The 15326-nt window shown below is 65.1% G+C and carries 18 protein-coding genes; 11 read left to right on the top strand and 7 right to left on the bottom strand.

The genetic code is table 11. The features are described 5' to 3' along the window. Positions 1–134: 134 nt before the first annotated feature. Positions 135–1319, bottom strand: a complete 1185-nt coding sequence (locus ACFXP9_RS11320; RefSeq protein WP_397208730.1) for an alpha-D-ribose 1-methylphosphonate 5-triphosphate diphosphatase — start codon at positions 1317–1319, stop codon at positions 135–137. Between the two features lie 168 nt (positions 1320–1487). Here ACFXP9_RS11320 and ACFXP9_RS11315 point away from each other — a divergent pair, with 168 nt between their 5' ends. Continuing rightward, a complete protein-coding gene (locus ACFXP9_RS11315; protein ID WP_397208813.1) occupies positions 1488–2447 on the top strand; it encodes a magnesium transporter CorA family protein in 960 nt (319 codons plus the stop codon). Between the two features lies 1 nt (position 2448). On the opposite strand, the gene ACFXP9_RS11310 is transcribed toward ACFXP9_RS11315, so the two are convergent. Further along, complete coding sequence (locus ACFXP9_RS11310) at positions 2449–3159, bottom strand: DUF1045 domain-containing protein (protein ID WP_397208731.1); 711 nt, start codon at positions 3157–3159, stop codon at positions 2449–2451. A 198-nt stretch (positions 3160–3357) separates the two neighbouring features. On the opposite strand from ACFXP9_RS11310, the gene ACFXP9_RS11305 reads away from it, so the two are divergent. Together ACFXP9_RS11305 and ACFXP9_RS11300 are read left to right on the top strand one after the other, a co-directional pair. After that, positions 3358–4461, top strand: a complete 1104-nt coding sequence (locus ACFXP9_RS11305; RefSeq protein ID WP_397208732.1) for a DUF475 domain-containing protein — start codon at positions 3358–3360, stop codon at positions 4459–4461. Positions 4462–4509: 48 nt separating this feature from the next. Continuing rightward, positions 4510–4704 (top strand): hypothetical protein, encoded by a 195-nt coding sequence (locus tag ACFXP9_RS11300; RefSeq protein WP_397208733.1) that lies wholly within the window; start codon positions 4510–4512, stop codon positions 4702–4704. 202 nt (positions 4705–4906) lie between these two features. Here ACFXP9_RS11300 and ACFXP9_RS11295 read toward each other — a convergent pair whose 3' ends face one another. Together ACFXP9_RS11295 and ACFXP9_RS11290 are read right to left on the bottom strand one after the other, a co-directional pair. Next, positions 4907–5212, bottom strand: coding sequence for a hypothetical protein (locus tag ACFXP9_RS11295; protein ID WP_397208734.1), 306 nt, complete (start codon positions 5210–5212; stop codon positions 4907–4909). Positions 5213–5400: 188 nt separating this feature from the next. Next, positions 5401–5586: a heavy-metal-associated domain-containing protein gene (locus ACFXP9_RS11290; protein ID WP_397208735.1), complete on the bottom strand. Its 186-nt coding sequence runs from the start codon at positions 5584–5586 to the stop codon at positions 5401–5403. Positions 5587–5643: 57 nt separating this feature from the next. On the opposite strand from ACFXP9_RS11290, the gene ACFXP9_RS11285 reads away from it, so the two are divergent. From ACFXP9_RS11285 to ACFXP9_RS11260, 6 genes are all read left to right on the top strand, one after another. Beyond that, a complete protein-coding gene (locus ACFXP9_RS11285) occupies positions 5644–6324 on the top strand; it encodes an HAD family hydrolase (protein ID WP_397208736.1) in 681 nt (226 codons plus the stop codon). Continuing rightward, positions 6324–7253: a DMT family transporter gene (locus ACFXP9_RS11280; protein WP_397208737.1), complete on the top strand. Its 930-nt coding sequence runs from the start codon at positions 6324–6326 to the stop codon at positions 7251–7253. The genes ACFXP9_RS11285 and ACFXP9_RS11280 overlap by 1 nt, the downstream gene beginning before the upstream one ends. 72 nt (positions 7254–7325) lie before the next feature. Then, on the top strand, positions 7326–9125 hold the full coding sequence (gene lepA, locus ACFXP9_RS11275; protein WP_397208738.1) for a translation elongation factor 4: 1800 nt from the start codon (positions 7326–7328) through the stop codon (positions 9123–9125). Between the two features lie 77 nt (positions 9126–9202). Beyond that, entirely contained in the window at positions 9203–9520 is a 318-nt protein-coding gene (locus ACFXP9_RS11270; protein WP_397208739.1) for a TraR/DksA family transcriptional regulator, read from the top strand. A 51-nt stretch (positions 9521–9571) separates the two neighbouring features. Continuing rightward, positions 9572–9886, top strand: a complete 315-nt coding sequence (locus ACFXP9_RS11265; RefSeq protein ID WP_397208741.1) for a hypothetical protein — start codon at positions 9572–9574, stop codon at positions 9884–9886. A gap of 71 nt (positions 9887–9957) precedes the next feature. After that, positions 9958–10161, top strand: a complete 204-nt coding sequence (locus ACFXP9_RS11260; RefSeq protein ID WP_397208742.1) for a hypothetical protein — start codon at positions 9958–9960, stop codon at positions 10159–10161. Positions 10162–10227: 66 nt separating this feature from the next. Here the strand turns inward: ACFXP9_RS11260 and ACFXP9_RS11255 are convergent, their stop codons facing one another. Further along, positions 10228–10992 (bottom strand): alpha/beta fold hydrolase, encoded by a 765-nt coding sequence (locus tag ACFXP9_RS11255; RefSeq protein WP_397210218.1) that lies wholly within the window; start codon positions 10990–10992, stop codon positions 10228–10230. A 56-nt stretch (positions 10993–11048) separates the two neighbouring features. Here ACFXP9_RS11255 and ACFXP9_RS11250 point away from each other — a divergent pair, with 56 nt between their 5' ends. Continuing rightward, a complete protein-coding gene (locus tag ACFXP9_RS11250; RefSeq protein ID WP_397208744.1) occupies positions 11049–11432 on the top strand; it encodes a hypothetical protein in 384 nt (127 codons plus the stop codon). A gap of 4 nt (positions 11433–11436) precedes the next feature. Here the strand turns inward: ACFXP9_RS11250 and ACFXP9_RS11245 are convergent, their stop codons facing one another. Together ACFXP9_RS11245 and ACFXP9_RS11240 are read right to left on the bottom strand one after the other, a co-directional pair. Next, positions 11437–13038 carry a peptide chain release factor 3 gene (locus ACFXP9_RS11245; protein ID WP_397208745.1) on the bottom strand — a complete coding sequence of 534 codons (1602 nt, stop codon included), beginning with the start codon at positions 13036–13038 and terminating at the stop codon, positions 11437–11439. Positions 13039–13160: 122 nt separating this feature from the next. Further along, on the bottom strand, positions 13161–13913 hold the full coding sequence (locus ACFXP9_RS11240) for an NAD kinase (protein ID WP_397208746.1): 753 nt from the start codon (positions 13911–13913) through the stop codon (positions 13161–13163). 117 nt (positions 13914–14030) lie between these two features. On the opposite strand from ACFXP9_RS11240, the gene glyA reads away from it, so the two are divergent. Continuing rightward, positions 14031–15314 (top strand): serine hydroxymethyltransferase, encoded by a 1284-nt coding sequence (glyA, locus tag ACFXP9_RS11235; RefSeq protein ID WP_397208747.1) that lies wholly within the window; start codon positions 14031–14033, stop codon positions 15312–15314. Positions 15315–15326 lie beyond the last annotated feature (12 nt).

Raw genomic sequence — 15326 nt, 5'->3', positions numbered from 1 at the left:
ATGCGGGATGCGGCCCAAGGGATGCATCGCCGCTGAAGGATGCCGCTGAAGGATGCGGTGTGCCACAGCCCGTTTTGACGTTTCCCAGGCACCGCCTCACATCCGCGCGGATCACGGCCCGCCCTGCGGTGGGTTTATTCAGCCGCCATGCGGGGTTGGGTCTGGGCCGCGCCGAAAGCCGCGAAAAAGCGCCCGGCGGCGGCCCCGGCCAGATAGGCCAGACGTCCCCCGGCTATGGTGGCTTCGACCTGACGGCTGTCGCGGTTGATCACCACCAGATCGGCGCGCAGCCCCGGCGCGATACGGCCGCGATCGGTCAGGCCCATGACCTCGGCCGGGCGGGTGGCGATCATCGCCCATGCCCCGGCCAGATCGCGCAGCCCGCTGTCGGCCAGCGCGAAAGCCGCCTGCACCAGCGCCGGGAAGTGATAGTCCGAGACCAGCACATCGCACAGCCCGGCCTCGATCAGGTCGCAGGCCGAGACATTGCCCCCGGTCGATCGCCCGCGCACCACATTCGGCGCCCCCATCAGCACCGGGTCCCCCAGCGCATGCGCGGCAGCGGCGGCGGCATGGGCGGTCGGAAATTCGCAGATCCGCGCCCCGATCATGGAATAGGCGGCGCGGGTATGGCCGCTGTCATCGTCATGGCTGCCATAGCGGATGCCAAGCCGGTCGAAACCGGCGGCCAGACGGCACAGATGACGCGGCACGCGCGGCTTGTCCTGCGCCGCCTGCGTGATCGCGCGGCGCAATTCGGAGGGGGCACATCCCAGCTTGCGCGCCCGCGCCGCCAACTCGGTCGGGCGGGCCGCCAGATGGCCGGTCCATTCATCCATGTGATCGTTGAAAACGACGTAATCGACGCCCCAGTCGCGCACCGCGCGGATCAGCCGTTCCTCTTGCGCGACCAGATGGGTTTCGGCGCGCAACTGCACCCGCAGATCGGTCAGCAGGTCCAGACCGGCCCGCGCCCGCAACAGCGCCTCGGCGGCATCGGGGCTGCGCCATCCGGGTTCCCAGCTCCAGCCCTGGGCGGCCCATGCGGTGGTGATGCCGTTCACGGCCAGTTCGCGGTCGGTCAGCCGCAGCGCCCCTTCCGGGTCGAACACCACGCCGGGGCGCGGCGACAGGTGGCGTTCAAACCCGTCGCCATGCAGGTCGATAACACCCGGCAACACCCAATAGCCCGACAGATCGACCACCGGCAGCGCCGCGTCGGTCAGCCGCCCGTCCTTCAGCCCGACCACGCCATCGGCAATGGCGCCATCGCGCAGGATCTGGGCGCCCGCAAGGGTCAGGGGGGGAAGCATGGCCATGGTGTTCTGCCCGGTGAATTGCCGTTTTCAGCGATGCTAGACTGGCAGTATGAAACCGGGGTGACAAGCGGCCCCGGCATGGCCGGTGGCGGCATTGGCGGGGTTTCGCCGCTTGACGATCCGGCCAATCCGGTTAGGCAGGACCGGGTGATCTGGAACGGGGTGCCCATGCTGAATGCCTATCGCGTGACCGCTGCGGGATGCGCCATCCTGCCGCCCGAGGCCGACCTGACACAGGCACAGTGGATCGACCTGTATCGCCCGCTGTCGCGACAGGTCGCCGCGGTCGAGGCGCTGGGGATTCACGTCCCCACGCTGGAGGATATGGAAGAGATCGAGATCTCGAACCGGCTGTATCACGAAGACGGGGTGCATTACATGACCGCGGTGCTGCCCGGTGAAACCCCCGAGGGCACCAGCATTGCCGCGCCGGTTACCTTCATCCTGACCCCGACGCGGATGGTGACGGTGCGCCACCACGCCCCGCGCCCGTTCCGCACCTTTCCCGAACGCGCCGAGCGCGGCACCGCCGGCACCCGCACCGTCGACCGGCTGTTTCTGTCCCTGCTGGAAGAGATCATCTCGCGGTTGGCCGATATTCTGGAAGGGGTGGGGCGGGTTCTGGACGACACCACCACCCGCGTCTTCGATGGCCGCGCCGGCGATCGGTCGGCCCTGTTGCAGAAATCGCTGGAACGGGTCGGCATTCAGGGCGATGTGCTGGCGCGGGTGCGTCTGGGGCTGTTATCGGTGGAACGCATCCTGACCTTTTACAATGCCACAATCGAACGCCGTCCCGATGCCGGGGGATTAAAGCCCATCGTCAAGGCGCATTTCCGCGATATCCAGTCGCTCGAGGTTCACGCCGATTTCCTGTCGGGGCGGGTCTCGCTGGCGGTGGATGCAACGCTGGGGCTGATCAGCCTGCAACAGAACGATACCGTGCGCATCCTGTCGGTGGTGGCGGCGCTGTTTCTGCCGCCGACGCTGGTCGGGTCGATCTATGGCATGAATTTCGACGTGATGCCGGAACTGAAATGGTTCTGGGGCTATCCGATGGCGCTGGTGATGATGGTGGCCTCGGCGGTGGCGACCTATTGGTTCCTTAAATGGAAGAAATGGTTGTAAATCACCCCGCCGCGATTGCCGGGCGCCGCAGGGCGACCCGCGCCAGTTCGCGGAACATGCCGCTGCTGTCCTCGCCGGCAAGGGTCAGGCTGGCGATCGGGAACGGGTCCGCCAGCAGTGGCGACAACAGCGGCACCAGCGCGGCGCGGGTGGCCTGCCGGTCGCGGTCGGGCAGCGGCCCGGTCAGGGTGATGTGAAAACCGAACTGGTCATGCGTGAACGGATAGCCCCAGCGATCCAGCAAAGCGCGCTGGCGCGGGGTCAGCCGGGCCGGATTGCGGCGGGCGTGTTCAGCCGGGGTCAGGGGCGCGCGGAACAGGTCCAGTTCCTCGACCAGATGCGCGGCCATGGCGTCCAGCGCGGGTTGCGGGCGGGCCGGGACCAGCGCCAGACAATCGGACAGATCGGCCAGTTCCAGCCCCCCCGTCAGCACCAGCGCGGGCAGCCCCGCGGCGGTAACGCGCATCGCATCCAGCAGCGCCGCCGCATCGGCGCCCGGTGCCAGCCGGAACGGCGCCTTCAGCGTGGCGTGCAACCCGTAACGACGCGGCTGTGCGGTGATCTGGTCGCGGGCAACGGGCAGGGCGGGCAGGTCCGGGCCTGGCACCTCGCGGGCCTCGGCCATGTCCCAGCCCAGCCATGCCGCGCCGAAATCGGCCAGCGGACAGGGCGGCGGGGTGAAGTAAACGGCGTAGCGACGACAGCTTTCCATACGCTTTTCCTGACCGGTCAAGGTGACAGGGCTGTGACAGCCACAGCCGGGCTTGTCCAGCGGCTTTGACGTGGGGTCGGTTTGCGGGGGTCGGCTTGTGGGGTGTATTGCGGGGGCTGGCTTGCGGGGGCTGCGCGGCGCCCCTATCTGTCTGTCAAAGCCGCAGCAGGCGGTCAGCACAGGGACGGGTGCAACATCATGAAATCTTCGCTGCATTATCTGAAATGGCCGCTGATCGTGACCGGGCTGGGGATTGCGCTGGCGGCCTGGATCGGCTGGGAATATTCGGGCAATGGCGCCGGGGCGCTGTCGTTTCTGCTGATCGCGGCGGTGCTGGCGGTGCTGGAAATCTCGCTGTCCTTTGACAATGCCATCGTCAATGCCAACAAGCTGAAATCCATGTCGCCGGTCTGGCAGCGCCGGTTCCTGACCTGGGGCATCCTGATCGCGGTGTTCGGGATGCGGGTGCTGTTTCCGCTGTTGATCGTGGTCGCGGCGGCCCATATCAGCCCGTGGGCCGCGATCGAGCTGGCCGCCACCCGCCCGGCCGAATATGCGCATCTGATCGAATCCGCGCATCTGCCCATCGCGGCCTTTGGCGGCGCTTTCCTGATGCTGGTTGCGTTAAGCTTTTTCTTTGACCAGTCCAAGGATGTCGACTGGATCGAGGTGCTGGAATGTCGCCTGCGTGCCGCCGGTTCCGTGCGCGGGATGGAGGTGGGCTTTGTGCTGTTGCTGATCCTTGGCTTTACCATCCTGCTGCCCGCCGGGTCCGAGGCCCGCTTTATGTTCGCCGGGATCTGGGGGATCGCGACTTTTCTGGCCGTCGACGCGCTGGGTGAGGTTCTGGACCGCTGGGGCGGATCTGACGACGATACGGGGTCAGCTTCGGGGTCGGGTGCGTCCCGCGCCGGGCTGCGGGCCACGGCGCAGGGCGGTCTGGGGGCGTTTTTATACCTTGAGGTTCTGGACGCATCCTTCAGCTTTGACGGCGTGATCGGGGCCTTCGCGCTGACCAAGAACCTGTTCCTGATCGCCATCGGGCTGGGGATCGGGGCGATGTATGTGCGCGCCATGACGCTGATGCTGGTCGAAAAGGGGACGCTGGCGCAGTTCCGCTATCTTGAACATGGCGCGTTCTGGTCGATCCTTATCCTGTCGGTGGTGATGTTTGCCCAGACCATGTGGCACATCCCCGAGGCCGTGACCGGCCTGTTGGGCGCCGCCTTTATCGGGGTGGCGTTCCTGTCATCGGTCATGTGGCGGCGCAAACATGGCGGGGACGCTGCGCAGGGCGACTGACCCGCTGCGGGAAATATTTACGGCACAGAATGCTGTGCGAGGGGTGTCTTGAAACAGGCGCGCCTTGGAAGGGGCGTATCTTTTCAGGAATTTACCTTGTCAGGAAAGTGTCTTTCCAAAACGCGTCTTTCCGAAACGCGCCTGATGATGAACCTGTCTTGCAAGGATCTGCTTGGCATGGGGATTGCGGCCTACCGGGCGGCCCATGCGATCAGCGCCTTTGCCGTTTCCGACCCCGCATGATCGCCCCCATATAAGCGCCCCCGCATAAACGCTGCCCATATTTGCCCCATCAGCGCCCCATCAGGGACGCGCTGCGCAGGCCCATCGCGTGGGCCTGCCTGACAGGCACGGCCCCAACCCTTTTGTGGGCTTCGCAGGCCAAGACACCGGCAAAGGGCGCCTTGGCAGCGTCCTGGCCCTGTGGCCTTGGCGGGTGCAAAGCTTAGCGGGCGCAATAGGCCTCGGCCGTGGCGGCAAAATTCTTGTAGCGGCCCCAGAATGCATTGTCGCGGTCGCTTTTCGACATCCGCACCTGTTGGGCCTGATCGGCGTCGCGGAAGAATTGCGCGGCGCGGCGCTGGTCGGCGCGCGACAGGGTCATGTCCGCGACCTGCTGGATGCAGCCGCAAAGCGGGGCGTTGCCGGCGGCACGGTCGGACCGCACGCAGGCCGAATCAATCGGGCCGGCGGCGGCAAAAGGGGCGGTCAGCACAAGTGCGGCCACCGCGATCATGGCACGGTTCATCATTTCGCTGTCTCCTCGGTCTGCCTTGGCGATGCAGGTTACACCCGTCTTGTCTCGCCCTGATATCACCAAATGGTAGCAAAATCGTTAACGCGGCTCAAATCACATAAATTTCCGGGGCCACCGCAAGGGTTGGGGACCGGTCCGCGCCCGTCCCCAACGCCTTGTGCCCCAAATGCGCCGCGACGCCGTCAGGCCGGCTGCGGGGTATAGCCGGCGTCGCGAATCACCTGTGCGGCGTGTTCGGGCGTCAGCCCCCCGACCGTGACTTCGTGACGGTCCAGATCGGTGCTGGCGGTGCCGCCGGCCTCGGCCACGGCGCGGGTGATGGCGGCGGTGCAATGACCGCAGGTCATATCGTTGACGATGAACTTCATGTCGATCCTCGGGCTTGGGCGCTTGACGCGCGGGATGGGCTGGCGCAGACCGGCCCCATGGACTGGATTGGCTTTGACGCAGATGACACGCTGTGGGAAAACGAGACGTTTTTCCGCATGACCGAGGCAGGCTTTGCCAGCCTGCTGGCCGATCATGCCGACCCCGCCGACATTACCGCGCATCTGTTCGAAACCGAACGCCGCAATCTTGAGCTTTACGGCTATGGGATCAAGGGCTTCATGCTGTCGATGGTGCAAACCGCGGTCGAACTGACCGATCACCGGGTGCCGGGGCGGGTGATTGCCCAGATCCTTGAGATGGGTCACGACATGCTGCGCCACCCCGTCCACCTGATCGCGGGCGTGACCGAAACGCTGGACCGGCTGGCCGGGCGGCGGCTGATCCTGATCACCAAGGGCGATGTGCTGGATCAGGAACGCAAGATCGCGGCCTCGGGGCTGGCGGACCGCTTTACCGCGATCGAGATCGTCCAGCACAAGGCGCCCGACACCTATCGCCGGGTCTTTGCGCGCCATGGCATCGACCCCGGCCGGTTCCTGATGGCGGGCAATTCGGTCAATTCCGACATCCGTCCGGTGCTGGCCGCTGGCGGATGGGCGGTGCTGCTGCCCCATGACCTGACCTGGCTGCATGAACGCGGCGACGACCCCGACCATGCCCGCTTTCGCCGCCTTGGCGGCATTGCCGAACTTCCTGACCTGATCGAGGGGCTGTGATGGAAAACCTGCGGGCCTCGGGGCTGATGGTGTTGTCGATGGCGCTGTTCGCGCTTGAGGATATGTTCGTCAAGCTGCTGTCAGGCGCGATGCCGGTGGGCCAGATCGTGATGATTCTGGGCGGGCTTGGCGGGGCGGTGTTCTGGGCGCTGCTGGCGCTGCGCGGCAAGCGCCTGCTGACCCGCGACCTGTTGCGCCCGGCGGTGCTGACGCGCAACGCGGGCGAGGTGATCGGCACGCTTGGCTTTGTCTCGGCGCTGGCCCTGACCGAGCTGTCATCGGCCTCGGCCATCTTGCAGACGCTGCCGCTGGCAATCGTGCTGGGGGCGGCGGTGTTCCTGCGCGAACCTGTCGGCTGGCGGCGCTGGACGGCGATTCTGACCGGCTTTGCCGGGGTGCTGCTGATCGTCCAGCCCTGGGGGGCAGGGTTTTCGGCGCTGTCACTGCTGGCGGTGGTCGGGGTGATCGGTCTGGCGCTGCGCGATCTGACCACGCGCGGCATTCCGGCCTCGGTCCCTTCGAATCAGCTGTCGGCCTCGGCGTTTCTGGCGCTGGTCCCGGCGGGGGCGGTGCTGATGGCGGTGACGGGCGATGCGCCGGTGCCGGTCGGGGCGGGCGATGCCCTGCGCTTTGTCGCCTGCATGGTGTTCGGGGTGCTGGGTTATGCCACGCTGGTCATGGCCACCCGCGTGGGCGAGGCCAGCGTGATTGCGCCTTTCCGCTATTCCCGGCTGGTTTTTGCGCTGATCGTGGCGGTGGTGGTGTTCGGGGAACGGCCCGATCTTCAGACCCTGATCGGCAGCGCGGTGATCGTCGGGTCGGGCAGTTACGCCATGTGGCGCGAGGCCCTGCGCCGCCGCCGTGCCGCCCGCGCCGCGGCGCTGGCCGCAGGCAGTGCCCATGCCGCCAGCCTGTCGCGCCCCGGCTGACCGGGGTCATGCGGGGCGCGGGGCTGCATAATCCCCCTTCCACGGGCGCTGCGGGCCTTGTATAGGCCGCCTATGACCGATCTTGACCTCATCCGCAATTTCTCGATCGTGGCGCATATCGACCACGGGAAATCCACCCTTGCCGACCGGCTGATTCAGCTCACCGGGACGGTGGCCGAACGCGACATGAAGGCGCAGCTGCTGGACAGCATGGATATCGAGCGCGAGCGCGGCATCACCATCAAGGCCAACACCGTGCGCATCGCCTATCCGGCGAAGGATGGCAAAACCTATATTCTGAACCTGATCGACACCCCCGGTCACGTTGACTTTGCCTACGAGGTCAGCCGCTCGATGCGCGCGGTCGAGGGCAGCTTGCTGGTCGTCGACGCCACCCAGGGGGTCGAGGCGCAGACGCTGGCCAATGTCTATCAGGCGATTGACGCCAATCACGACATCGTGCCGGTGCTGAACAAGATCGACCTGCCGGCGGCAGAGCCCGACCGGGTCAAGGAACAGATCGAGGATGTGATCGGCATCGACGCATCTGACGCGATCGAGATTTCGGCCAAAACCGGCCTTGGCATTCCCGATGTGCTGGAAGCCATCGTCACCCGCCTGCCTGCCCCCAGGGGGGACCGCGATGCGGCGCTGAAGGCGATGCTGGTCGACAGCTGGTATGACCCCTATCTGGGCGTTGTGGTGATGATCCGGGTGATGGACGGGGTGATCCGCAAGGGCGACACGGTTAAAATGATGCAGACCGGCGCCACCTATCGGCTGGACAAGCTGGCGGTGCTGACCCCGGCGATGAAGGATATCGCCGAACTGGGACCGGGCGAGATCGGCGTCTTTACCGCATCCATCAAGCAGGTGCGCGACACCCGCGTCGGGGACACCATCACCCACGAAAAAAAGGGCGCCGAGGTGCCTTTGCCGGGGTTCAAACCCGCGCAGCCGGTGGTGTTCTGCGGGTTGTTCCCCGTGGATGCCAATGATTTCGAGGCCCTGCGCGACGCCATCGAAAAGCTGGCGCTTAACGATGCGTCCTTCAGCTATGAAATGGAAACCTCGGCCGCGCTGGGGTTTGGCTTTCGCTGCGGCTTCCTTGGGCTGCTGCACCTCGAGGTGATCCGCGACCGGCTGGAACGCGAATATGATCTGGACCTGATCACCACCGCGCCCTCGGTCGTGTTCCACCTGTATATGAAGGACGGCGAAAAGCGCGATCTGCACAACCCCGCCGACATGCCCGACCTGACGCTGGTCGATCATATCGAGGAACCGCGCATCAAGGCCACGATCATGGTGCCGGATGAATTTCTGGGTGACGTGCTGAAACTGTGTCAGGACCGGCGCGGCATTCAGCTGGACCTGACCTATGCCGGGTCGCGGGCAATGGCGGTCTATGACCTGCCGCTGGCCGAGGTGGTGTTCGACTTTTACGACCGCCTGAAATCGGTCACCAAGGGCTATGCCAGCTTTGACTATCAGATCAGCGAATACCGCGAGGATCATCTGGTCAAGATGTCGATTCTGGTCAATGACGAACCGGTCGATGCGCTGGCGATCATGGTGCATCGCGACCGCGCCGAAAGCCGGGGCCGCGCCATGGTCGAAAAGCTGAAAGAGCTGATCCCCCGGCACATGTTCAAGATCCCGATTCAGGCCGCCATCGGCGGGCGCGTCATTGCCCGCGAAACCCTGTCGGCGCTGCGCAAGGACGTGACCGCCAAATGTTACGGCGGTGATGCGACGCGCAAGAAAAAGCTGCTGGAAAAACAGAAGGCCGGGAAAAAGAAGATGCGCCAGTTCGGCAAGGTCGAGATCCCGCAGACCGCCTTCATTCAGGCGCTGAAAATGGACAATTGAGGATGGGGGCCGCAAGGCCCCTTTTCCATCTTGGCCTTGCCCGCGCCGGCGCTAGACTGTCCCACAGGGAGGACGTCATGACCAGCATTCAAACCCGCAAAGCCACGCTTGAGGCCCGCCGCCACGAGTTGAAGATCAATCTGGCCCGGATCGAGGATTCCCTTGACGACCCGGTGCCGCAGGACTGGGACGACGCCGCGCAGGAACGCGAGGATGACGAGGTCTTGCAGGCCCTTGGCAATGCCGAACAGGCCGAGATCCGCCGCATCGACGCCGCGCTTTTGCGCATCGCGCAGGGCGAATACGGGATCTGCGTCAAATGCGGTGCAGACATTGCCGCAGCCCGGCTGGACCTGCTGCCCGATACGCCGCTTTGTGCCGATTGCGCGCGCTGATTTTTTGCGCGCGCTAACCTTTTCTTCATCATTTGGTGCAAGGGTCGGGGCATGAAACGATCTTTCGCCCTGATTCTGCTGCTGGCCGCCTGTGCCTGGCCCGACCCCGATTATATGGGGGTGGCGGGTCGCCCGGTGACGCTGGACGGCATCCGCTTTACCGTTTTTCACCGCGATCAGCAGGTGCAGGTGATCCGGCACGGCTATCTGACACGGGCACAGCGTGCCCCGGTTCAGGCGCTGATGATGCGCGCCGCCGCGCAGGCCACCGGTTGCCGGGTGCTGCCCGACAGCCTGACCACCAAAATCCCCGGCGATACCGGCGTCGCCGATCTGCGGGTCGACTGTGACGGGGGTGCAATCTGATCCTGATCAATGACGCCGCCGTGATCGCCGCCTAACCTGCCCCCGATTCGCGCATCAAAAGGGACACGCATATGAGCCGCCTTTTCTTTCTTCTTCTGACGCTGTCGATGTCCACGCTGGCCGGGATCGGCGTGGTCGTGGCCTTGGCGATGGGCTATTACACCACGAAAGGTGTGGTTGTTTCGGCACTGATCGGGGCCATCATCTCGATCCCGATCACCTGGCTGGTCGAAAAGAAAATGACCGAAAACGACATGATGGACCCCGACGAATAAACCAGCCATACCGCGCCATTCGCCGCCGCACCGGGGGTGGCGGCGGCTGGCGGGTATCGGCGCCGGTCAGGTCAGGAAACCGGCCACGGCGCTGGCCACCTCGGCGGGCTTTTCGGCGTGCAGCCAATGCCCGGTGCCGTCAATCCGCCGGATCTGCGCCTGTGGAAAGGCGGCGTGGATGTTGGCCTCGTGCTTGGGCAGCACATAATTCGACAGCGCCCCGGCCAGAAACAGCGCCGGGCCGTCGAAATGCCGCCCTTCCGTCGCCGGGAACCCGGTCAGCCGGTCCATTTCCCCGGCCAGCAGATCAAGATTGATCTTCCAGCGCGGCGGTTCGGCCTTCAGGTCCAGCGATTGCAGCAAAAAGGCCCGCACCCCCGGCTCGGCAATGGTTTCCGACAGGCGCCGGTCGGCCTCGGACCGCAGGCTGACCCCGCGCACATCCAGCCCGCGCGCGGCCTCCAGCGGGCCATGCTGATCGTGGTCATAGGTCACCGGCGCGATGTCCAGCACCACCAGCCGGTTCACATGCTGCGGCCGGGTCAGCGCCAGCCACATCGCGGCCTTGCCACCCATCGAATGGCCGACCACATCCATCTGGCCGCCATGATCGGCAATCACCCGCGCCAGATCGCCCGCCAGATCGTCATAACTGTGGCTTTCGGTCCAGGCGCTGTCACCATGATTGCGCATATCCACCGACAGAACCCGCCGGTCCCCGGCCAGACGCCGGGCGATCCCCCCAAGGTTTTTACCAGATCCGAACAAACCGTGCGCCAGCAGCACCGGCGGCAGGTTGGAATCGCGTCCCGTTTCGGTCACATTCAGCATCGCACAGCCCCTTGTTCTGTCGGGCTGTGTTTTCGACTTTCACGCGTGGGGATGCAATGCTGTTCGAAGAAACCCGGCACATGGCGGACGAGGTCGCGGGCTTGATGGCGGCCCGGTTTGGCGGCGCGCGCCGGGGCGAGGCGGTGACGCTGGACCAGATGATGCGCCGTCGCGGCGGGGCGCTGCCGCGTCGCCTGCGCCGCGAAGGGCGGTTTCTGGCCCGCGCTGACCTGATGGCCCACGCCCCCAAGACCGGGCGCCAGATCGACCTGTCCCATGTCGCACGGGCGCATCACGCGCTGACCGCCTATCTGCGGGCGCTGAATGCCGGGCAGCGCGCACAGACCGGGGCGCTGCGGGTCTCGGCCTCGATCGCGTTCGGCCTGTTGATGATGGGCCTGCTGATCCTGTGGGTGCTGATCTGGCGCGGCTTCGTGTGACGCCTCAGACCATCATTTCCTTGGTCGCGGTCAGCTTCAGCTCGGGGTGGTCACGCTCGACCCGGTCGATGTCCCATTGCAGGCGGGTCAGGTAAACCGGGTCGCCGTCATGGTCGCTGGCCATGTGCTGTTTGTTGGTATTGGCAAATGCGTCCAGCTTTTCGCGCGGGCCGGCCACCCAGCGGGCGCTGGTGAACTGGCTGGGTTCGAACCGGACGGGAATGCCGTATTCCAGCTCGATCCGGCTGGCCAGCACCTCGAATTGCAGCGCGCCGACCACGCCGACGATAAAGCCCGACCCGATCATCGGCTTGAACACCTTGGCCGCGCCTTCCTCGGCGAATTGCATCAGCGCCTTTTCCAGATGCTTGGCCTTCATCGGATCGCCAGATCGCACGTTTTGCAGCAATTCCGGCGCGAATGACGGAATGCCGGTAAAGCGCAGCGCCTCGCCCTCGGTCAGCGCGTCGCCGATGCGCAACTGGCCGTGGTTGGGAATGCCGATAATATCGCCGGCCCAGGCCTCTTCGGCCAGTTCGCGGTCGGCGGCCAGAAACAGCACCGGGTTTGACACCGCCATCGGCTTTTTCGTGCGCACATGGGTCAGCTTCATGCCGCGCTGAAAATGCCCCGAGGCCAGTCGCACGAACGCCACCCGGTCGCGATGCTTGGGGTCCATATTGGCCTGAACCTTGAACACAAAACCGGTGACGGCCTTTTCCGCGGGCGCGATCTGACGTTCGGCGGCATTCTGGGGCTGCGGCTCGGGGCCGTATTCCCCGATCCCGTCCATCAGCTCGCGCACGCCGAAACTGTTGATGGCGCTGCCGAACCAGATCGGCGTCAGATGCCCCTCAAGGAAGGACTGGCGGTCAAAGGCGGGCAGCAACTCGCGGGCCATCTCGACCTCTTCGCGCAGTTGCGCCAGCAGGGCTTGGGGAATGTGATCGGCCAGTTTCGGGTCATCCAGACCGCTGATCTGAACGGTCTCTGCGACCTTGTTGCGGTCGGCGCGGTCCATAATCTCCAGCCGGTCATGGATCAGGTCATAGGCGCCGATAAACTCGCGGCCCATGCCGATGGGCCAGCTGGCCGGGGCCACGTCAATGGCCAGATTTTCCTGAATTTCGTCGATAATCTCGAACGTGTCGCGGCTTTCGCGGTCCATCTTGTTACAGAAGGTCAGGATCGGCAGGTCGCGCAACCGGCAGACCTCGAACAGCTTGCGGGTCTGGCTTTCCACGCCCTTCGCGCCGTCAATCACCATGATCGCGGCATCCACGGCGGTCAGCGTGCGATAGGTATCTTCGGAAAAATCGCTGTGGCCGGGCGTGTCGACCAGATTGAAGCGATAGTCACCATATTCAAACGACATCGCCGAGGCCGAGACCGAGATCCCGCGATCCTGTTCCATCTTCATGAAATCCGACCGCGTCCGCCGCGCCTCGCCCTTGGCGCGCACCTGACCGGCCATCTGGATGGCGCCCCCGAACAGCAGGAATTTTTCGGTCAGCGTGGTCTTGCCCGCATCCGGGTGCGAGATAATCGCAAAGGTGCGGCGGCGGGCAATTTCGGCGGGCAGGGGGGCGCGATTGGTCTGGGTCATGCCCGCGATCTAGCGCGCCGGGGCGGCGCAGGCAATCGCCAACCCACGCCTGCGCCTCGCTTCTGTCACAAATACCTCGGGGGCACGGGGGCAGCGCCCCCGCCCTTGGTTACAGGTCGCGCTCAGACGAATTGTTCGCGCATCAGCCGTTCCTCCAGCCCGTGATCGCGGTCGAATAACAGCTGATGGGCAATGCTGTCATTGGACCGGATCTCGACCCAATGCACCGAATCGACGCCGCGGCTGTCGGCATCGGCCATGACCGGGCGCTTTTCGGGCTCCAGCACGTCGATGCGCACCAGCGCCCCCTTGGGCAGGATCGCCCCGCGCCAGCGGCGGGGCCGGAATGCGGCAATCGCGGTCATGCCCAGAACATTCGACCCCATCGGCAAGATCGGCCCGCCCGCCGAATAATTATAGGCGGTCGAACCTGCCGGTGTGCACAGCAACACGCCGTCACAGATCAGCTCTTCCATGCGCACGCGCCCGTTGACGCTGATCTTCAGCTTGGCGGCCTGCGGACCGGCCCGCAGCAGGCTGACCTCGTTGATGGCCAGCGCGCAATGCGAATGCCCGTCCGCCGCGCCGGCGGTCATGGCCAGCGGGTTGGTCTCGGTTTCCTCGGCCACGGCGATGCGGTCGGGCAGGTCGTCCTCGGCATAATCATTCATCAGAAAGCCGATGGTGCCGCGATTCATCCCGTAAACAGGCAGGCCCCGGTTCTGATGCATCACGTCCAGCATCAGCCCGTCACCGCCAAGCGCGACGATGACATCGGCGCGGTCCAGCGGCGTCTGGCCATAGCGGTTGATCAGGGTTGCGCGGGCATCCTGGGCGATGCGGGTGCGGCTGGAAATGAAATGCATCCGGGTCATGGCGCCATCATGGCGCCCGCGCCGCGCTTGGCAAGGGCCGGAAATGACGCAATCACGCTTTGCCCCCGGCGCAAAAACGGCTAAACCGCGCCTGACCGGCTTCAAAAGGACCACGCCATGACCCAGACCGCCTTTTTCAGCGCAGACCTGTCCAACCGCGATCCGCAAGTCTTTGCCGCCATCCAGCAGGAACTTGGCCGCCAGCGCGACGAGATCGAGCTGATCGCATCGGAAAACATCGTGTCCAAGGCCGTTTTGCAGGCGCAGGGCAGCGTGCTGACCAACAAATATGCCGAAGGTTATCCGGGCAAGCGCTATTACGGCGGCTGCCAATATGTCGATATCGTCGAGGAACTGGCGATCGAGCGGGCGAAACAGCTGTTTGACTGCAAATTCGCCAATGTCCAGCCCAATTCCGGCAGCCAGATGAACCAGGCGGTGTTTCTGGCGCTGTTGCAGCCGGGCGATACCTTCATGGGGCTGGACCTCAACAGCGGCGGGCACCTGACGCATGGCTCGCCGGTGAATATGTCGGGCAAGTGGTTCAACGTCGTCAGCTATGGCGTGCGTCAGCAGGACCAGCTGCTGGACATGGAGGCGATCCGCGAATCGGCGCTGGCCAACAAGCCCAAGCTGATCGTCGCCGGTGGCACCGCCTACAGCCGCGTCTGGGACTGGGCCGCCTTCCGCAAGATCGCGGACGAGGTCGGCGCCTACCTGATGGTCGATATGGCCCATATCGCCGGGCTGGTGGCGGGTGGGGCGCATCCCTCGCCGCTGCCGCATGCGCATGTGGTGACCACGACGACGCATAAATCGCTGCGCGGCCCGCGTGGCGGCATGGTGCTGACCAATGACGAAACCATCGCCAAAAAGATCAACAGCGCGGTGTTCCCCGGCCTGCAAGGCGGCCCGCTGATGCATGTGATCGCGGCCAAGGCGGTCGCCTTTGCCGAGGCGCTGGACCCGTCCTTCACCGACTATGCCGCGCAGGTTGTCACCAATGCCCGCGCCATGGCGGACGAGCTGATGAAAGGCGGCATCGACATCGTGTCGGGCGGCACCGATAACCACCTGATGCTGGCCGACCTGCGCCCCAAAGGCGTGACCGGCAAGGCGACCGAGGCCGCTTTGGGCCGCGCCCATATCACCTGCAACAAGAACGGCGTGCCCTTTGACCCGGAAAAACCCTTCGTGACCAGCGGCATCCGCCTTGGCACCCCGGCGGGCACCACCCGTGGCTTCAAAGAGGACGAATTCCGCCAGATCGCGCGCTGGATCGTTCAGGTCGTCGACGGGCTGGCCGCGCAGGGCGAGGACGGCAATGCCGGAACCGAGGCCAAAATCGCGGCCGAGGTTCAGGCCCTGTGCGCCCGCTTCCCGCTTTATGCCGGGATGTAATGCTGCCCACAC

The sequence above is a fragment of the Paracoccus jiaweipingae genome (genome assembly GCF_044335505.1).
GTDB lineage: Bacteria > Pseudomonadota > Alphaproteobacteria > Rhodobacterales > Rhodobacteraceae > Paracoccus.
This window is presented reverse-complemented; position numbering and strand designations above follow the sequence as displayed.

What these genes read in the sequence shown, in the direction of transcription:
- ACFXP9_RS11240 (WP_397208746.1), bottom strand. Translation starts at nt 13,913, where the DNA reads ATGACCCGGATGCATTTCATTTCCAGCCGCACCCGCATCGCCCAGGAT.
- ACFXP9_RS11255 (WP_397210218.1), bottom strand. Translation starts at nt 10,992, where the DNA reads ATGCTGAATGTGACCGAAACGGGACGCGATTCCAACCTGCCGCCGGTG.
- ACFXP9_RS11320 (WP_397208730.1), bottom strand. Translation starts at nt 1,319, where the DNA reads ATGGCCATGCTTCCCCCCCTGACCCTTGCGGGCGCCCAGATCCTGCGC.
- ACFXP9_RS11290 (WP_397208735.1), bottom strand. Translation starts at nt 5,586, where the DNA reads ATGAAGTTCATCGTCAACGATATGACCTGCGGTCATTGCACCGCCGCC.
- ACFXP9_RS11310 (WP_397208731.1), bottom strand. Translation starts at nt 3,159, where the DNA reads ATGGAAAGCTGTCGTCGCTACGCCGTTTACTTCACCCCGCCGCCCTGT.
- ACFXP9_RS11270 (WP_397208739.1), top strand. Translation starts at nt 9,203, where the DNA reads ATGACCAGCATTCAAACCCGCAAAGCCACGCTTGAGGCCCGCCGCCAC.
- ACFXP9_RS11250 (WP_397208744.1), top strand. Translation starts at nt 11,049, where the DNA reads ATGCTGTTCGAAGAAACCCGGCACATGGCGGACGAGGTCGCGGGCTTG.
- ACFXP9_RS11245 (WP_397208745.1), bottom strand. Translation starts at nt 13,038, where the DNA reads ATGACCCAGACCAATCGCGCCCCCCTGCCCGCCGAAATTGCCCGCCGC.
- glyA (WP_397208747.1), top strand. Translation starts at nt 14,031, where the DNA reads ATGACCCAGACCGCCTTTTTCAGCGCAGACCTGTCCAACCGCGATCCG.
- ACFXP9_RS11295 (WP_397208734.1), bottom strand. Translation starts at nt 5,212, where the DNA reads ATGATGAACCGTGCCATGATCGCGGTGGCCGCACTTGTGCTGACCGCC.
- ACFXP9_RS11315 (WP_397208813.1), top strand. Translation starts at nt 1,488, where the DNA reads ATGCTGAATGCCTATCGCGTGACCGCTGCGGGATGCGCCATCCTGCCG.
- lepA (WP_397208738.1), top strand. Translation starts at nt 7,326, where the DNA reads ATGACCGATCTTGACCTCATCCGCAATTTCTCGATCGTGGCGCATATC.
- ACFXP9_RS11280 (WP_397208737.1), top strand. Translation starts at nt 6,324, where the DNA reads ATGGAAAACCTGCGGGCCTCGGGGCTGATGGTGTTGTCGATGGCGCTG.
- ACFXP9_RS11285 (WP_397208736.1), top strand. Translation starts at nt 5,644, where the DNA reads ATGGACTGGATTGGCTTTGACGCAGATGACACGCTGTGGGAAAACGAG.
- ACFXP9_RS11305 (WP_397208732.1), top strand. Translation starts at nt 3,358, where the DNA reads ATGAAATCTTCGCTGCATTATCTGAAATGGCCGCTGATCGTGACCGGG.
- ACFXP9_RS11260 (WP_397208742.1), top strand. Translation starts at nt 9,958, where the DNA reads ATGAGCCGCCTTTTCTTTCTTCTTCTGACGCTGTCGATGTCCACGCTG.
- ACFXP9_RS11265 (WP_397208741.1), top strand. Translation starts at nt 9,572, where the DNA reads ATGAAACGATCTTTCGCCCTGATTCTGCTGCTGGCCGCCTGTGCCTGG.